Source organism: Geopseudomonas aromaticivorans (genome assembly GCF_019097855.1).
Taxonomy (GTDB): domain Bacteria; phylum Pseudomonadota; class Gammaproteobacteria; order Pseudomonadales; family Pseudomonadaceae; genus Geopseudomonas; species Geopseudomonas aromaticivorans.
In genome coordinates this window covers 102982-117851 of sequence record NZ_JAHRGL010000002.1, presented here as the reverse complement: position 1 = coordinate 117851, position 14870 = coordinate 102982, and the positions used below count along the sequence as shown (strand labels likewise).

Here is a 14870-nt window from a genome sequence, read left to right as displayed (position 1 = left end):
TGCGGCGCCTTGCCGCAGTTCGACGGCAGCTCCCGCCGTCCTCTTGCAACGCTCCCACCCGCCTTTTCGCGCTATTGACTGGATTAACCGGTTAGTACATTTTTCCGCTCACTACCGGCATCCGCCCGGTGACAAAAACAACAACGGAGAACGCGCGCATGTCGCACCTGATCCTCGTCCTCAACGGGCCCAACCTGAACATGCTGGGCACCCGCGAACCCGACACCTACGGCCATGAAACCCTCGCCGACGTCGAAGTCCTCTGCCAGCGCACCGCCAGCGAGTGCGGCCTGGAAGTCGAGTTCCGCCAGACCAACCACGAAGGCCAGCTGATCGACTGGATCCATCAGGCACGCAGCCGCTGCGCCGGCATCCTGATCAATCCCGGCGCCTGGACCCACACCTCCGTGGCCATCCGCGACGCCCTGGTCGCCGCCGAACTGCCGGTGATCGAAGTGCACATCTCCAACGTGCACAAGCGCGAGGAATTCCGTCACCACTCGTTCGTCTCCGGCGTCGCCGTCGGCGTGCTCTGCGGTTTCGGCACCCACGGCTACCGCATGGGCCTGACCCACTTCGCCCACCTGCTCAACGGTTGAGATCAATCATGACCCAGACTTCCAGCATCCTCGCCGGCCTGATCGGCGCCGGCATCCAGGCCTCGCGCACCCCGGCCATGCACGAGCACGAGGGCGACGCCCAGGGCATCCGCACCCTGTACCGCCTGATCGACCTGGACCAGCTCGGCCTCGACACCCAGGCCCTGCCGGACCTGCTGAGCGCCGCCCAGCGCATGGGCTTCACCGGCCTGAACATCACCTTCCCGTGCAAGCAGGCGATCATCCCGCTGCTCGACGAGCTGTCGCCGGAAGCCCGCGGCATCGGCGCGGTGAACACCGTGGTGTTCCAGGACGGCAAGCGCATCGGCCACAACACCGACTGCCTGGGCTTCGCCGAAGGCTTCCGCCGCGGCCTGTCCGACGTGGCGCGCGAGCGCGTGGTGCAGATGGGCGCCGGTGGCGCCGGCGCCGCGGTGGCCCACGCCCTGCTGCAGGCAGGCGTGCAGCAGCTGACCATCTTCGACGTCGAGCCGGCGCGCGCCGCCGAGCTGGCCGCCAACCTCAGCGCCAGTTTCGGTGCCGGCCGCGCCCAGGCCGGCAGCAACCTGCCGGCGTCGATGACCGAAGCCCAGGGCCTGGTCAACACCACCCCGGTCGGCATGGCCAAGCTGCCGGGCATGCCGCTGCCGGCCGAGCTGCTGCGCGCCGAGCTGTGGGTGGCGGAGATCATCTACTTCCCGCTGGAAACCGAACTGCTGCGCACTGCCCGCGCGCTGGGCTGCCAGACCCTCGATGGCAGCAACATGGCGGTGTTCCAGGCGGTCAAGGCCTTCGAGCTGTTCAGCGGCCGCGCGGCCGACGCCGGGCGGATGATGGCGCACTTCGCCAGCATGGGCTGAGGCATGCCAGGAGTGGCCGTTTCGGCGGCCACATAAGCCGGGGCCGACATTCCCCAACAGACAGCACCGCCAAGCCGGTGCCCATGCCTGCAGGAGTGTCGGCCAGGCTCGCCGCGGGCCAGCAAAGCCCCGGTGCACATCGAAGAGGTCAATCATGAAAACAATAGCCGACCTTTACTTCCGCCTGCTCAAGCTGCTCATCGTGCTGTGCATGCTCGGCATGGTGGTACTCGTCTTCGGCAACGTGGTCCTGCGTTACGCCTTCAACTCCGGAATCAGCGTGTCGGAAGAGCTGTCGCGCTGGTTCTTCGTCTGGATGGTGTTCCTCGGTGCGCTGGTCGCCCTCAAGGAACGCGCCCACCTTGGTCTGGACAGCCTGGTCAAGCGTCTGCCACCCATCGGCAAGCGCTTCTGCCTGGTCATCGGCCACCTGCTGATGCTGTTCATCACCTGGCTGATCCTCAGCGGCAGCTGGCAGCAGGCGCAGATCAACCTCGACGTGGTGGCCCCCGCCTCCGGCCTGTCGATGGCCTGGTTCTACGGCGTCGGCGTGGTGTTCGGCATCAATGCCGGCCTGATCCTGCTGTATGAGCTGTTCCTCGCCGTTACCGGCCGCCTCTCCGCCGACGAGTTGGTGACCATCAAGGACAGCGAGGCCGCCGACGAGATCGAACACCTGCAGCACAGCCAGCAAGCCCGCGCCGGGAGGAAAGCCTGATGACCCTGACCATTTTCCTCGGCACCCTGCTGGGCGGCATGGCCCTGGGGATTCCGATCGCCTTCGCCCTGCTGCTGGTCGCCGTGGCGCTGATGCTGCACCTCGACCTGTTTGACGCGCAGATCATCGCGCAGAACCTGCTCAACGGCGCCGACAGCTTCCCGCTGATGGCCGTGCCCTTCTTCATGCTGGCCGGCGAAATCATGAACGCCGGCGGCCTGTCCAAGCGCATCGTCAACATCGCCATGGCCCTGGTCGGCCACAAGCGCGGCGGACTCGGCTACGTGGCGATCATCGCCTCCTGCCTGCTCGCCTCGCTGTCCGGCTCGGCGGTGGCCGACGCCGCCGCGCTGGCCGCCCTGCTGGTGCCGATGATGGTGCGCGCCGGCCACAGCCGTTCGCGCTCGGCTGGCCTGATCGCCGCCGGCGGCATCATCGCGCCGATCATCCCGCCGAGCATCGGCTTCATCGTCTTCGGCGTCGCCTCGGGGGTGTCGATCTCCAAGCTGTTCATGGCCGGCATCGTCCCGGGCCTGCTGCTCGGCCTCGCCCTGGCCATCGTCTGGTGGTTCGTCTCGCGCACTGAAAACGTCGAGATGCCGCCCAAGCGCTCGCGCAAGGAAGTGCTGCGCGCCCTGCTCGACGGCAGCTGGGCCATGGGCCTGCCGGTGATCATCATCGTCGGCCTCAAGTTCGGCATCTTCACCCCGACCGAAGCCGCCGTGGTCGCCGCGGTGTACTCGCTGTTCGTCGCCGTGGTGATCTACCGCGAACTGAAGGTCAGCGAGCTGTACGAGGTGATCATCTCTGCCGCGCGCACCACCTCGGTGGTGATGTTCCTGGTCGCCGCAGCCATGGTCTCCTCCTGGCTGGTCAACATCGCCGACCTGCCGGGCCAGCTGGCCGGCCTGCTCGAGCCGTTCATGGACAACCCGACCACCCTGCTGCTGGTGATCATGCTGCTGATCGTGCTGGTGGGCATGGTGATGGACATGACCCCGGCGATCCTGATCCTCACCCCGGTGCTGATGCCAGCGGTGACCCAGGCCGGCATAGATCCGGTGTACTTCGGCGTGCTGTTCATCATCAACACCTCGATCGGCCTGATCACCCCGCCGGTGGGCACGGTGCTCAACGTGGTGTGCGGCGTTTCCAAGTTGAAGATGGAAGAGATCGTCCGCGGCGTCGGCCCCTTCCTGATCGCGCAACTGATCGTGCTGTTCCTGCTGGTGCTGTTCCCCGAACTGGTCACGGTGCCGATGAAGTTCTTCGCCGGCTGATCCCGGTCCCCTGTCGCCTCAACCAACAACAATAGAAAGGTACATGACATGACGAAACTGCTGAAAACCCTGATCGCCACCGCCTGCGCCGCCGGCGTACTGTTCGCCGGCGCTGCCAGCGCCGCCGAGATCCGCGAGCGCACCCTGCGTTTCGCCTTCCAGAACGTCAAGGACCACCCGCAGGGCCAGGGCGCGCAGAAGTTCGCCGATCTGGTCAGCGAGAAGTCCGGCGGCAAGATCAAGGTGCGCCTGTTCCCCGGCGGCACCCTGGGCGGCGACCTGCAGACCATCTCCTCGCTGCAGGGCGGCACCCTCGACCTGACCGTGCTCAACTCCGGCATCCTCGCCGCGCAGGTGCCGGAATTCGCCATGCTCGACTTCCCCTACCTGTTCAACAACACCGCCGAGGCCCACGCGGTGATCGATGGCGAGGTCGGCCAGAAGCTGCACGCCAGCCTGGAGAGCAAGGGCCTGGTCGGACTCGGCTACTGGGACCTCGGCTTTCGCAACCTGACCAACAGCAAGCACCCGGTCACCAAGCCGGAAGACATGCAGGGTCTCAAGGTGCGCGTGATCCAGTCGCCGATCTACCTGGAAACCTTCAAGGCGCTCGGCGCCAACCCGGTGCCGATGCCATTCCCGGAGGTCTACACCGGTCTTGAGCAGCGCACCGTCGACGGCCAGGAAAACCCCTTCACCGTGATCCTCGGCAGCAAGTTCAACGAGGTGCAGAAGTACCTGTCGGTCACCAACCACATCTACAACCCGCAGTCGTTCGTGGTCGGCCAGAAGACCTGGCAGAAACTCAACGCCGACGAGCAGGCGCTGATCCGCGACGCGGCCAAGGAAGCGCAGACCTACCAGCGCCAGGTCACCGAGGACAGCCAGAGCAAGGCGCTCGAAACCCTCAAGGGCTCGATGCAGGTCAACGAGATCGCTCCGCAGGAAGTCGAGCGCTTCCGCGACAAGGTCAAGCCGGTGGTCGAGCAGTTCGTCAAGGACATGAACCCGGAGCTGGTCAAAGCCATGTACGACTCGATCGACAAGGTGCGCGCCGGGCAGTAAGCACGCCGCCGCGATTGCGATAAACGAAAGCGCCCGCTGGAGACAGCGGGCGTTCTTGTTTGGGGCAGGCGCAAGCGCACGGATCAACGCCCCTCCAGGTACTGGAGCAGCACCTGCTCCTGCTCGAAGTGCAACCGCACCAGACTCCCTGATCCACGCTCACCGCCCTCGCAACGCCCCGACACACACACTCGACTTAAGCCCGGATTAAGCCTCGTCGCGCCGGCCTTCAGTCTGGATTCAGCTTGGCCGCTTACTGTGGCCGCATCGAATCCGCAGGAGCTTGCCCCCATGAACAAGACGCTCATCTCGCTGGCCCTGGCCGGCGCCACCGCCGCACCGCTGCTGGCCCACGCACAGAGCCAGCCCCTGACGCTGGACGTCACGCTCAAGGAATACTCTGGCAAGGGCGCCTACCTGGCCATCTACCTGACCGACGCCGACGGCCAGTACCAGAAGACCCTGTGGGTCGCCGGCAAGAAGGCCAAGTACTACCGCCACCTGCGCGACTGGACAGGCGGCGGTGGCGCGCAACGCGCCGAGTTCGACGGCCTGACCGGTGCCAGCGTCGGCAGCGGCGAGGACCTGACGGTGGAGGTCGAGCTGGAACAGGCCCTGCTTGATGCCGGCTACGAGATCCGCATCGACAGCGCGGTCGAGGACAAGCGCGACAACCGCGCGGAGGTCCGCCTGCCGCTGACCCGCGAGCCAGGCGAAGCCAGCGGCAGCGGCTACGTCGACCGCGTCAGCTACCGCTTCTGACCCCCACGAGGCCCACCCATGAATCGTCGCCTGCACCTGCTGGTCAGCCTCCTGCTGAGCGCCCTGCTGCTGGTTTCCGCCGCCACCGGGCTGGTGCTGTCCGGCGCCAGCCTGAGCGAACAGCTCGGCCAGCTGAACGCCCCCGGCGACAGCGTGGCCGTCGTCGCCGAGCGCGTCAGCCAGCAGCTGCCGAACGTCGAGCGCCTGGAGCGCAGCGCCAACGGCACCCTCCTCGCCACCCTCGGCGGCGATGTCGAGGAGCCGGTCCATGTCGTCGATCCGGCCACCGGCGAGGACCTCGGCCCCTACGCCCCCTCGGCCACCCTCGACTGGCTGCGCGACCTGCACCGTGAGCTGCTGCTCGGCTCGACCGGGCGCTGGCTGAGTGGCCTGGCGGCGCTGGCCCTGGCGCTGCTGTCGATCAGCGGCGCCATCCTGCTGGCCCGCCGCCTCGGCGGCTGGCGCCGCCTGCTGACCCCGATCCGCTCCGCCGAGGGTGTCCTGCACTGGCACACGGTAGTCGCCCGCTGGGCGCTGCCGGGCCTGGCCGTGCTCGCCCTCAGCGGCCTGTACCTGTCGGCGACCAGCCTGGACCTGCTCGGCGACGGTTCCGACAACGAGCCGGCCTGGCCCGAAGGCATCCAGGCCGCCGCGCACCTGCCGCTGGGCGCGCTCGCGGCGCTGCGCCAGGTCGAGCTGGCCGAGCTGCGCGAGCTGGAATTCCCCAGCGCCGCAGACGACACCCACTTCTTCAGCGTGCGCACCGCCAGCGGCAGCGGTTTCGTCAACGCCGCCAGCGGCCAGTGGATCAGCTTCCAGCGCAACAGCACTGCGCAGAACCTCTATGAAACCGCCTACGCCCTGCACACCGGCGAAGGCATGCCGGTGTGGTCCATGGCGCTCGCCGCTCTGGCGCTGTCCACCCTGTTCCTCGGCGGCAGCGGCCTGCTCGGCTGGTGGCAGCGCCGCGGTCGCGTCGGCGAGCAGGACACGGGCGTTGCGGCCGAACAGGCCGAGGCGGTGATCCTGGTCGGCAGCCAGAGCGGCTCGACCTGGGCCTACGCCCGCCAGCTGCAGACGCAGCTGCAGGCCGCCGGCCGGCCGGTGCACGTGGCCGCCATGAATGACGTGCAGGACGATTACCCGCAGGCACGCTGCGTGCTGGTGCTCGCCGCCACCTACGGCGACGGCCAGGCGCCGGACAGCGCCGGGCAGTTCCTCGAACGCCTGGCCGAGGCCCGCTGGCCCGCCCGCGGCCTGCCGGTGGCGGTGCTCGGCTTCGGCGACCGCCAGTTCCCGCGCTTCTGCGCCTATGCTGAAGCGGTCGAGCAGGCCCTGCAGCAGCGCGGTTGCCAGCCGCTGTTGCCGCTGCAGCGCATCGACCGCCAGACCAGCGGCGAACTGAACGCCTGGGCCGGGCAGCTCGGCGAACGGCTCGGCACTCCGCTGCGCCTGCAATCGGCGCTGGCCCCATCCAGCGCCGTGCGCCTGACCCTGCAACAGCGCCAGTGCTACAGCGAGCGCGGCGGCCAGCCGGCCGTGGTGCTGCGCTTCGCCGTGGCCCCCGGCAGCACCCACTTCGCCCCCGGCGATCTGCTGGCCATCCGTCCCCCGGTCGAAGCCGCGCAGGACGACACCGCGCCGCGCCTGTACTCCATCGCCAGCGCCGATGACGACGGCTTCGTGGAGATCTGCGTGCGCCTCCATCCGCAGGGACTCTGCTCGAACTACCTGCACGACCTGAAGCCGGGCGCCGAGGTGGCGGCGAGCATCCAGGCGCATCCGGGCTTCCGCCCGCAGGCCGGCGAGCATCCGGTGCTGCTGATCGGCGCCGGCGTGGGCGTGGCACCGCTGATCGGCTTCGTGCGCAAGAACCAGTCGCGCCGGCCCATCCAGCTCTACTGGGGCGGGCGCCACGCCAGCGACCAGCTGTATGGCGAGGAACTCCAGCAGTGCCTGGCGGACGGCCGACTGCAGCGCTTGCAGCGGGCCTTCTCCCAGGGGCCGACGCCGGGCTACGTGCAGGACAGTCTGCACGACGATGCCGCCAGCGTCCGCACGCTGCTGCAACAAGGCGCCCAGGTGCTGGTGTGCGGCTCGCGGGAGATGGCTGCCGGCGTGCGCGCCGTGCTGGAAACCCTGCTGGCCGAGATGGGCAGCAACCTCGATCAACTCAAGGCACAGGGGCGCTTCCGTGAAGATGTCTACTGAATCCAAACCGCTGGTGCGCTACAGACTCAGCGGACCGACCATGGGCAGCCGCTTCAGCGCAGTGTTCTTCGCCGCCGCCGGGCTCGACACCCAGCCCGTGCAGGCCGAGCTGCAGGCGGCGGTGGACCGGGTCGATGCGCAGATGTCGACCTGGAAGCCGGACTCCACCCTGATGCGCCTGAACCGCGCGCCGCTCGGACAGTGGTTCGACCTGCCGGACGAGCTCTACCAGGTGCTGCTCGCCGGGCTGCATGTCGGCAGCCTGTCGCACGGCGCCTTCGACATCGCCCTCGGCGCCCAGGTCAGCGCCTGGGGCTTCGGCCCGGCGCCGGCGGGCGCGGTCGAGACGCCGCGCTGCCCAGCCGCCACCGCCCTGACTCTCAACCCCGAGCGCCGCGCCGTGCGCAAGGTGGCCGAGGTCAGCCTCGACCTCAACGGCATCGCCAAGGGCTTCGGCGTCGACGAACTGGCCCGCTGCCTGGAGCGCCACGGCATCCAGCGCTACCTGGTCGGCATCGATGGCGAGCTGCGCGCCCGCGGCGAGAAGCCCGACGGCGCCTGGCGCGTCGCCCTGGAGACGCCTGCCTACGGCCGGCGCGAGCCGTTCGCCGCGCTGGAGCTGACCGACGCCGCCATCGCCACCTCCGGCGACTACCGCCACTGGCGCGAGCGCGACGGCCAGCGCTACTCGCACACCCTCGACCCGCACAGCGGCGCGCCGCTGCACAACGGCATCGCCTCAGTGACGGTGCTGACCGCCAGCTGCCTGTACGCCGACGCCTGGGCCACCGCCCTGATGGTGCTGGGCGTCGACCACGGCGCCCGCCTCGCCCGCGAGCAGGGCCTGAGCGCGGTGTTCCTGGTGCGTGACGGGGAGAACATTCGCGAGGTCACGGTGGGCATCTGACTTCAGATCCGCGCCAGCAGGGTGCGCGCCTTGTCGATGGCGATCTGCGCGCGCTCCAGGGCGCCGACGCCCTGCTCGTAGAGCTGACGGGTGGGAATCTCCAGACTGAGCGGCAGGTTGGCCGGCAGCGCGCGCAGCAGGCCGAGCAGGTCGCAATCGCCGTCGCCGGGGAAGCGCCGCTCGTTGCGCGCCTGGCGCAGGATCTCGTCCATGTCGTCCGGCACCGGGCCGGCCACGTCGCACAGCTGGGCATAGTGCATGCGCGCCGGGTCGAGGCGGGCCAGATCCTCCAGACGCGAGCCGGAACGGTTGAAGTGGAAGGCATCGACCAGCACGCAGCCGTTGGCGCGCCCGGCGTTGTCGACGATGCGCATGGCCTGGGTCAGGTCCCTGGCGTCGGTCCACGGCATGAACTCCAGGTGCGGATACAGGCCGAACCCCGCCGCCAGGTCGCAGAACGCGGCGAAATTGTCAGTCAGGCGCGCCTCGTCGGGGTCGTTGCCGGCCACCAGCACCGTGCTGGCCCCCAGTTCGGCGCCGACGGCGAGGATCGGCTCGAAGTCGGCGACCAGCGTCTCCGGCTTGAGGCGCAGGATCTCCACGTCGAACACCTTGATGCCGGTATCGCGCAGGCGCGCCTGGGTCTGCCGGCGCAGGCCGGCATCGGCCACCAGCGGGAAGTGGTGCTCCTCGGGAGTGGCCGGCACCAGGCGCAGGCCGACGTGGCTGTAGCCGGCGCGGGCGGCCACTTCGACCATGTCCGGCGGGGACAGCTCGAGCACGGTCAGGGCAGCGAGGGACAGGTTGCGTTCGCTCATGGCAATTCTCTTCTTATTCGATGGAAATGAGGTCGGGGGCACAGCCGCGGCCGCTCGCGGCGGCGCGGTGGATGGCTTCGATCAGCGCCAGGGTGTTGCCGGCGTCGGCTGCGCTGACCAGTGGCGCCTCCTCGCCACGGGCGACGCGGACGAAGTGCTGCAGCTGGCGGAACAGGGCTTCGCCCGGAGTGAAGCATTCCTGGCTGTGCAGCAGCGGCTGGTGCCAGCCGGCGCCGGGCTCGGCGTAGTGCCAGCGCCTGAGCTGCGGGATACTCAGCGCTCCGCGGGTGCCGGCCAGCAGGTAGCACGGCTGGTCAGGCTGGCGCGGATAGACCGGGTTCTCGCCGGAATCCAGCTCCCAGCTCCAGGGCGCGGCCACCGCGTCCGAGCCGGTCAGGGTGCCGAGGGCGCCATTGGCGAAACGCAGCAGCACCACGGCGCTGTCCTCGTTGGCGAAGCCGCGCACGCCGTTGCTGGTGATCGCCTGCACCTCGCTGACCTCGCCGCACAGGTGGCGCAGCAGGTCGAGATCGTGGATCAGGTTGGTCAGCAGCATCCCGGCGCCCGGTTCGCGGCGCCAGGGGATGTCGAAGTAGCTGTCCGGCTTCTGCAGCTGCCACAGCGCGGTGACCGTGGTCAGCCGGCCGAGGCTGCCGTCCTGCACCAGTTCGCGGGCGCGGGCAATCAGCGGATTGTGGCGGCGATGGTGGCCGACCAGTACCGGCACACCCGCGCCGGCCGAGGCGGCGACCAGCTCGCGCACCTCGTCGAGGTGCACGCCGACCGGCTTTTCCAGCAGTACCGGCACGCCGACGGCGATGCAGTCCAGCGCGGTGCTCACATGCAGGGTGTTGGGGTTGGCGATGACGACGGCCTGCGGACGGGCCTCGTCGAGCATCCGCCGATGGTCGGCGAAATACGCCACCCCACACTCGGCGGCGAACGCCGCGGCCTGCGGGCCGGGATCGGCCACGGCGCACAACCGGGCATCGGACAGGTTCTTGAGATGCTGATAGTGCTGACGTCCCATGACGCCGGCACCGATCAGGGCGATACGCAGTGGCTCGCTCAAGGCTGGGTTCCTCTTCTTGTTATGGCGGGAGGGATGGGGGCTGGCGCTGAAGCATCCGCCCGCGCCGCAACAATCTAGAACCTAGTTCCACTTTTTCGCAAGCAGCCGTGCTCAAGGATGTTCGATTAACGAACGCCACGCCGCAATTGCAACCGAAGGCCACGGCAGGGAGCAGTCACCCAGAGGCGGGGATTGAACGCTTGAGTCAAGCCGCCCCACAGCGGGGTCGTGGGTGGCTACAGAGAATCAGCCCTGCTTCCGCAGCGAGGGCCTCGGCGAGTGCGCCCTGCGCCAGCAGAGCCCTACCGGACCCGATCACCCAGCCAGGCGCCTTGCGCCCGGCCATGATCGGTGATGGCATCCAGGTGCTGATCGCGCTCATCCAGCTTGCGGATGTACGCCTCGATGGCGACTCGGACGTGGGGCCTCGCCTGATGGCACGGCCCACTGATCTTCATGCTGGCCAGCCATTGCTGCGTCGTTCTGGCCGACTCCCTGCCGCTTTCCACATGCAGGTACTCGTGCGCCCGCAGCGCGATGTAGTAGCGCCGCCACTCGACCGCGATCGCCGGGGGTAGGGTGCCGGGCGCCAGCTGGGGGAGCGTAACCACCGATTCGACCCTCACCGCGGCGTTCCTCAGGGCGCAGCCTGTCTGCGACACGGGGACCAGCCGGTAGGTCGTCTTGTAGTGGCTCTTCGTGTTGGCAGCGAACGAGCCCCGCGCGTTGCGCACCGGGGTTCTCTCGATGATCGAGCGGCGGATATCGTCAACGGTCCGCCCGTACACCATGTAGTGCTGCTCACGAACCATCGAGCTGACCGGCTCCGCAGCCTGAACCAGCGGCGCCAGCGCCAACAACCACCAGACTCTTCGCACGCGCCCTCCTCGCCGTCCGCTGCCTTGGCGGCGGCGAAAGCCTCTTCCCCGGCATCCCTGCAAGAGAATAGTGCGTTGCTAGCGGAGCCTTGGGTTTAGTCGACCGGTCACTGCCGCCTCGGGGCCAGGCTGCCCTTGCCGATCGACAGCCGCGAAGCATCCCCAGCCTCAGGAAAACAGCTCGGAAGCCTGGCTCGCCTGCGACAGCTCCTCGCTAGCTTCCAGCAGGCGCGGCGCCAGCTGGTGCATGCGCGCTTCGCCGAGGCGCGCGCTGGGGCCGGCGATACTGAGCACGCCGATGGCGTGGTGATTGCGCGGGTGACGGACGATCGCGGCCATCGCCGCCATGCCCACCGCCGAGCTTTCCACCACCCAGGCGTAGCCGTGCTCGCGGGCAAGATGCAGGCGCTCGAGCAACGCGGCTTCGCTGCGCGGGGCGTTGGGGCCGAGTTCGGCCGGATCGACCGGCGCCTGCTGCGCGACGCGGGCCAGCGCCTCGGCGTCGCTCATGCTGGCCAGCCAGGCGTGCCCGGAGGCGGTGGAGGACAGTGGCGCGTCGCGGCCCATGTCCGGGTCGTAGCGCAGGCCTCCGCGGGCGCCCTGCGACTTGGCGATCCAGGTCAGACGCTCGCCGTCGATCACCCCCAGGCGCACCAGCTCACCGGTTTCCTCGGCCAGGCGGTCGAGGACCGGCTGCACCACGTCGGCGCCGCTGTTGGCCAGGTAGCGAAAGCCCAGCGCCACCAGCTTGGTGGACAGCTGGTAGCGGCTGCTCTGCGGGTCCTGGCGCACGTAACCGAGGCGGATCAGCTCGGCGAGCATGCGGTGGGTGGCGCTCTTGGGAATCTGCAGCTGGTCGGCCAGGGTCTGCATGGGCATCCCGCCCGGGTCGGCGGTCAGGCTCTCCAGAAGACTCAGTGCACGTTCGATTTGACTGCCTGCCATGTTCGGTATCCATGCGTTAGATGCGGCGATTCTAAAAGAGCCGGACCGGCAGCGGAAACCGCAATGCGCGCGGCGGCACACGTCCCCTGCTCCGGCCATCACTCCCTCTCGACGACAGTTCGCGCTTGGCGAGTCGCGTCTGAATCTCTATTATCGGAACACGGTTCCAAAAACAACAAGTGCGGATACGCGACCACGCACGTCGCCCCGCCGTTACAGCCCGGAGAAACGCCATGCCTGCAAGTCCCCTGCCCCACGCGCTCGAATGCGATGTCCTGGTAGTCGGTTCGGGGGCCGCCGGCCTGTCGGCCGCAGTGACCGCCGCCTGGCACGGCCAGAAAGTCGTGGTGGTGGAGAAGGACCCGGTGTTCGGCGGCGCCACCGCCTGGTCCGGCGGCTGGATGTGGGTGCCGTGCAACCCGCTGGCCCGTCGCGCCGGCATCGTCGAGGACCCCGAGCTGCCGCGCACTTACCTCAAGCACGAGCTGGGCGACAAGTACGACCCCGCGCGCATCGACGCCTTCCTCGAGGCCGGCCCGCACATGGTCGAGTTCTTCGAGAAACACACCGCCCTGCAGTTCGCCGACGGCAACCAGATCGCCGACATCCACGGCGACACCCCCGGTGCCGGCACCGGCGGGCGCTCGGTGATCGCCGCGCCCTACGACGGCCGCGAGGTCGGCGAGCTGATCCACCGCCTGCGCAAGACCATGCGCGAAACCTCGTTCCTCGGCATGCCGATCATGGCCGGCAAGGATCTGGCCGCGTTCATGAACGTCACCCGCTCGCCGGGCGCGTTCGTCTACGCCGGCAAGCGCTTCGGCCGCCACCTGGTCGACCTCGCCCGCCACGGCCGCGCCATGCAGCTGGTCAACGGCGTGGCGCTGGTGGCGCGGCTGGCCAAGTCGGCCGCGGATCTCGGCGTGCAACTGATCGAATCGGCGCCGGCCAAGCGCCTGCTGCGGGAGGACGGCGCCGTGCGCGGCGCGGTGGTGGCCACCGCCCAGGGCGAGGTCAGCATCCGCGCGCGCAAGGCCGTGGTGCTCGCCGCCGGCGGATTCCCCAACGACATCGAGCGGCGCAAGGCGCTGTTCCCACGCACGCCGACCGGCCACGAACACCTGGCCCTGCCGCCGCTGGGCGCCTCCGGCGACGGCCTGCGTCTGGGCGAATCCGCCGGCGGCCAGGTGGCCACCGACCTGGTCTCGCCGGTGGCCTGGGCGCCGGTGTCGCTGGTCAAGCACAAGGACGGCAGCAGCGGCCACTTCCCGCACATCATCGAGCGCGGCAAACCGGGGATCATCGGCGTGCTGGCCGACGGCAAGCGCTTCGTCAACGAGGCCAACGGCTACTACGACTACACCTCGGCGATGGTCGCGGCAGTGCCGCCGGGGCAGGAAGTCGCCTCCTGGCTGATCTGCGACCACCGCTTCCAGCGCCGCTACGGCCTGGGCATCTCGCGTCCCGCGCCGGTGCCGCTCGGCCCGTGGCTGCGCAACGGCTACCTGAAGACCGGCCAGACCATCGAGGAGCTGGCCCGCGCCTGCGGCATCGATCCGGCGGGCCTGGCCGCCACCGTCGCCGAATACAACCGCCATGCGCTCCACGGCGAGGACCCGGCCTTCGGCCGCGGCTCGACGCCCTACAACCGCAAGCAGGGCGACGCCAGCCACAAGCCCAACCCGTGCGTGGCACCCATCGAGCACGGGCCGTTCTACGCGGTGAAGGTGCAGCCCGGCTGCTTCGGCACCTTCGCGGGGCTGAAGACCAACGCCAGCGCCCAGGTACTGGACCAAGCCGGCCAGCCGATCGACGGCCTGTACGCGGCCGGCACCGACATGGCCAGCATCATGGGCGGCCACTACCCGGCCGGCGGCATAAACCTCGGCCCGGCGGTGACCTTCGGCTACATCGCCGGCCGGCATATCGCCGGGGCCATTGGCTGGGAGTAATTCCCGGCGCAAGTGAAAAGGCCGTGGCGGGGCGATCCGTCACGGCCTTGGTGGTGGCCGGCAGGGAACGGCCAAGAGCAGCCCCTTGTAACCGGCAGCAGTCAGTCGAATGACTGTTCAATGCTGTAACCTACAGACTAGGCAGGAACCTCAGACAAGTGCTGAGCGCCTATACAGATCTTGCAATTACACCGATCCACAAAATTGAAAGAGGCAACAGTGAAAAAGAATTTATTTGCCGCGATCTTCTTTCTGTGTGCAGTGAATGCAGTTGCAGGAGATGCCGCATCAAGAGCTGACGGGCAGCCCGGCAACAGTGCCTTAAGCACGATTCCTGCACTTGATGTGCCTCGCTACATGGGTACTTGGTATGAAATAGCCAAATTCCCAAATTGGTTCCAGAAGAAATGTACAGGTGGCACAAAAGCAGAATACAGCCTCAAGAATGATGGCATGGTGCAAGTCATCAACCGTTGTCGACTCGAAAACGGGGAGATGACTGAAGCAATCGGTACCGCAAGGCAGATAGGTCCTGCCACTTCACCAAAACTGAAGGTTCGCTTCGCGCCCCAATGGCTGTCATTTCTGCCGTTCGTTTGGGGCGACTACTGGGTTATAGATCTTGATGAAAATTACCAGTTAGTTGCGGTGAGCGAGCCGAAAAAAGAATACCTTTGGATTCTTGCCAGAACGCCAAAAATCGCCCCCAATGACTACAAAAACATGCTGGCCAGACTATCGCAAAAGGGATTCGACATACGCAAGATCGAAGTCACCAAGCAGGATTGACAGGCATCGTCCAA

The 14870-nt window shown here is 68.1% G+C and carries 14 protein-coding genes; 10 read left to right on the top strand and 4 right to left on the bottom strand.

The window, feature by feature from the left end:
* Positions 1 to 158 precede the first annotated feature (158 nt).
* The 8 genes from aroQ (at position 159) to KRX52_RS02550 (ending at position 8402) form a co-directional block, all read left to right on the top strand.
* Positions 159 to 599 carry a type II 3-dehydroquinate dehydratase gene (aroQ, locus tag KRX52_RS02585; protein ID WP_217679590.1) on the top strand — a complete coding sequence of 147 codons (441 nt, stop codon included), beginning with the start codon at positions 159 to 161 and terminating at the stop codon, positions 597 to 599.
* An 8-nt stretch (positions 600 to 607) separates the two neighbouring features.
* Positions 608 to 1459, top strand: a complete 852-nt coding sequence (locus tag KRX52_RS02580; RefSeq protein ID WP_217679589.1) for a shikimate dehydrogenase — start codon at positions 608 to 610, stop codon at positions 1457 to 1459.
* Between the two features lie 154 nt (positions 1460 to 1613).
* Complete coding sequence (locus KRX52_RS02575; RefSeq protein ID WP_217679588.1) at positions 1614 to 2177, top strand: TRAP transporter small permease; 564 nt, start codon at positions 1614 to 1616, stop codon at positions 2175 to 2177.
* Positions 2177 to 3457: a TRAP transporter large permease subunit gene (locus tag KRX52_RS02570; RefSeq protein ID WP_217679587.1), complete on the top strand. Its 1281-nt coding sequence runs from the start codon at positions 2177 to 2179 to the stop codon at positions 3455 to 3457. The genes KRX52_RS02575 and KRX52_RS02570 overlap by 1 nt, the downstream gene beginning before the upstream one ends.
* Positions 3458 to 3505: 48 nt before the next feature.
* Complete coding sequence (locus KRX52_RS02565; protein ID WP_217679586.1) at positions 3506 to 4522, top strand: TRAP transporter substrate-binding protein; 1017 nt, start codon at positions 3506 to 3508, stop codon at positions 4520 to 4522.
* Between the two features lie 291 nt (positions 4523 to 4813).
* Positions 4814 to 5284 (top strand): DUF2271 domain-containing protein, encoded by a 471-nt coding sequence (locus KRX52_RS02560; protein WP_217679585.1) that lies wholly within the window; start codon positions 4814 to 4816, stop codon positions 5282 to 5284.
* Positions 5285 to 5302: 18 nt separating this feature from the next.
* A complete protein-coding gene (locus KRX52_RS02555; protein WP_217679584.1) occupies positions 5303 to 7495 on the top strand; it encodes a PepSY domain-containing protein in 2193 nt (730 codons plus the stop codon).
* Positions 7485 to 8402, top strand: a complete 918-nt coding sequence (locus KRX52_RS02550) for an FAD:protein FMN transferase (RefSeq protein WP_217679664.1) — start codon at positions 7485 to 7487, stop codon at positions 8400 to 8402. The genes KRX52_RS02555 and KRX52_RS02550 overlap by 11 nt, the downstream gene beginning before the upstream one ends.
* Before the next feature lie 2 nt (positions 8403 to 8404).
* Here KRX52_RS02550 and KRX52_RS02545 read toward each other — a convergent pair whose 3' ends face one another.
* From KRX52_RS02545 to KRX52_RS02530, 4 genes are all read right to left on the bottom strand, one after another.
* Positions 8405 to 9220 carry a sugar phosphate isomerase/epimerase family protein gene (locus KRX52_RS02545; RefSeq protein ID WP_217679583.1) on the bottom strand — a complete coding sequence of 272 codons (816 nt, stop codon included), beginning with the start codon at positions 9218 to 9220 and terminating at the stop codon, positions 8405 to 8407.
* Between the two features lie 13 nt (positions 9221 to 9233).
* Entirely contained in the window at positions 9234 to 10292 is a 1059-nt protein-coding gene (locus KRX52_RS02540; protein ID WP_217679582.1) for a Gfo/Idh/MocA family protein, read from the bottom strand.
* A gap of 302 nt (positions 10293 to 10594) precedes the next feature.
* Positions 10595 to 11170 (bottom strand): DUF922 domain-containing protein, encoded by a 576-nt coding sequence (locus KRX52_RS02535; RefSeq protein ID WP_217679581.1) that lies wholly within the window; start codon positions 11168 to 11170, stop codon positions 10595 to 10597.
* 168 nt (positions 11171 to 11338) lie between these two features.
* On the bottom strand, positions 11339 to 12115 hold the full coding sequence (locus KRX52_RS02530) for an IclR family transcriptional regulator (protein WP_217679580.1): 777 nt from the start codon (positions 12113 to 12115) through the stop codon (positions 11339 to 11341).
* Positions 12116 to 12348: 233 nt separating this feature from the next.
* Here KRX52_RS02530 and KRX52_RS02525 point away from each other — a divergent pair, with 233 nt between their 5' ends.
* Positions 12349 to 14067 (top strand): FAD-dependent oxidoreductase, encoded by a 1719-nt coding sequence (locus KRX52_RS02525; RefSeq protein ID WP_217679579.1) that lies wholly within the window; start codon positions 12349 to 12351, stop codon positions 14065 to 14067.
* Between the two features lie 219 nt (positions 14068 to 14286).
* The gene (locus KRX52_RS02520; RefSeq protein ID WP_217679578.1) at positions 14287 to 14856 is read left to right on the top strand and encodes a lipocalin family protein; all 570 of its coding nucleotides are present in this window, start codon (positions 14287 to 14289) and stop codon (positions 14854 to 14856) included.
* Positions 14857 to 14870 lie beyond the last annotated feature (14 nt).

Excerpts from the sequence above, each read along its gene's own strand:
- aroQ (WP_217679590.1), top strand. The coding sequence starts at position 159 with ATGTCGCACCTGATCCTCGTCCTCAACGGGCCCAACCTGAACATGCTG.
- KRX52_RS02580 (WP_217679589.1), top strand. The coding sequence starts at position 608 with ATGACCCAGACTTCCAGCATCCTCGCCGGCCTGATCGGCGCCGGCATC.
- KRX52_RS02575 (WP_217679588.1), top strand. The coding sequence starts at position 1,614 with ATGAAAACAATAGCCGACCTTTACTTCCGCCTGCTCAAGCTGCTCATC.
- KRX52_RS02570 (WP_217679587.1), top strand. The coding sequence starts at position 2,177 with ATGACCCTGACCATTTTCCTCGGCACCCTGCTGGGCGGCATGGCCCTG.
- KRX52_RS02565 (WP_217679586.1), top strand. The coding sequence starts at position 3,506 with ATGACGAAACTGCTGAAAACCCTGATCGCCACCGCCTGCGCCGCCGGC.
- KRX52_RS02560 (WP_217679585.1), top strand. The coding sequence starts at position 4,814 with ATGAACAAGACGCTCATCTCGCTGGCCCTGGCCGGCGCCACCGCCGCA.
- KRX52_RS02555 (WP_217679584.1), top strand. The coding sequence starts at position 5,303 with ATGAATCGTCGCCTGCACCTGCTGGTCAGCCTCCTGCTGAGCGCCCTG.
- KRX52_RS02550 (WP_217679664.1), top strand. The coding sequence starts at position 7,485 with ATGTCTACTGAATCCAAACCGCTGGTGCGCTACAGACTCAGCGGACCG.
- KRX52_RS02545 (WP_217679583.1), bottom strand. The coding sequence starts at position 9,220 with ATGAGCGAACGCAACCTGTCCCTCGCTGCCCTGACCGTGCTCGAGCTG.
- KRX52_RS02530 (WP_217679580.1), bottom strand. The coding sequence starts at position 12,115 with ATGGCAGGCAGTCAAATCGAACGTGCACTGAGTCTTCTGGAGAGCCTG.
- KRX52_RS02525 (WP_217679579.1), top strand. The coding sequence starts at position 12,349 with ATGCCTGCAAGTCCCCTGCCCCACGCGCTCGAATGCGATGTCCTGGTA.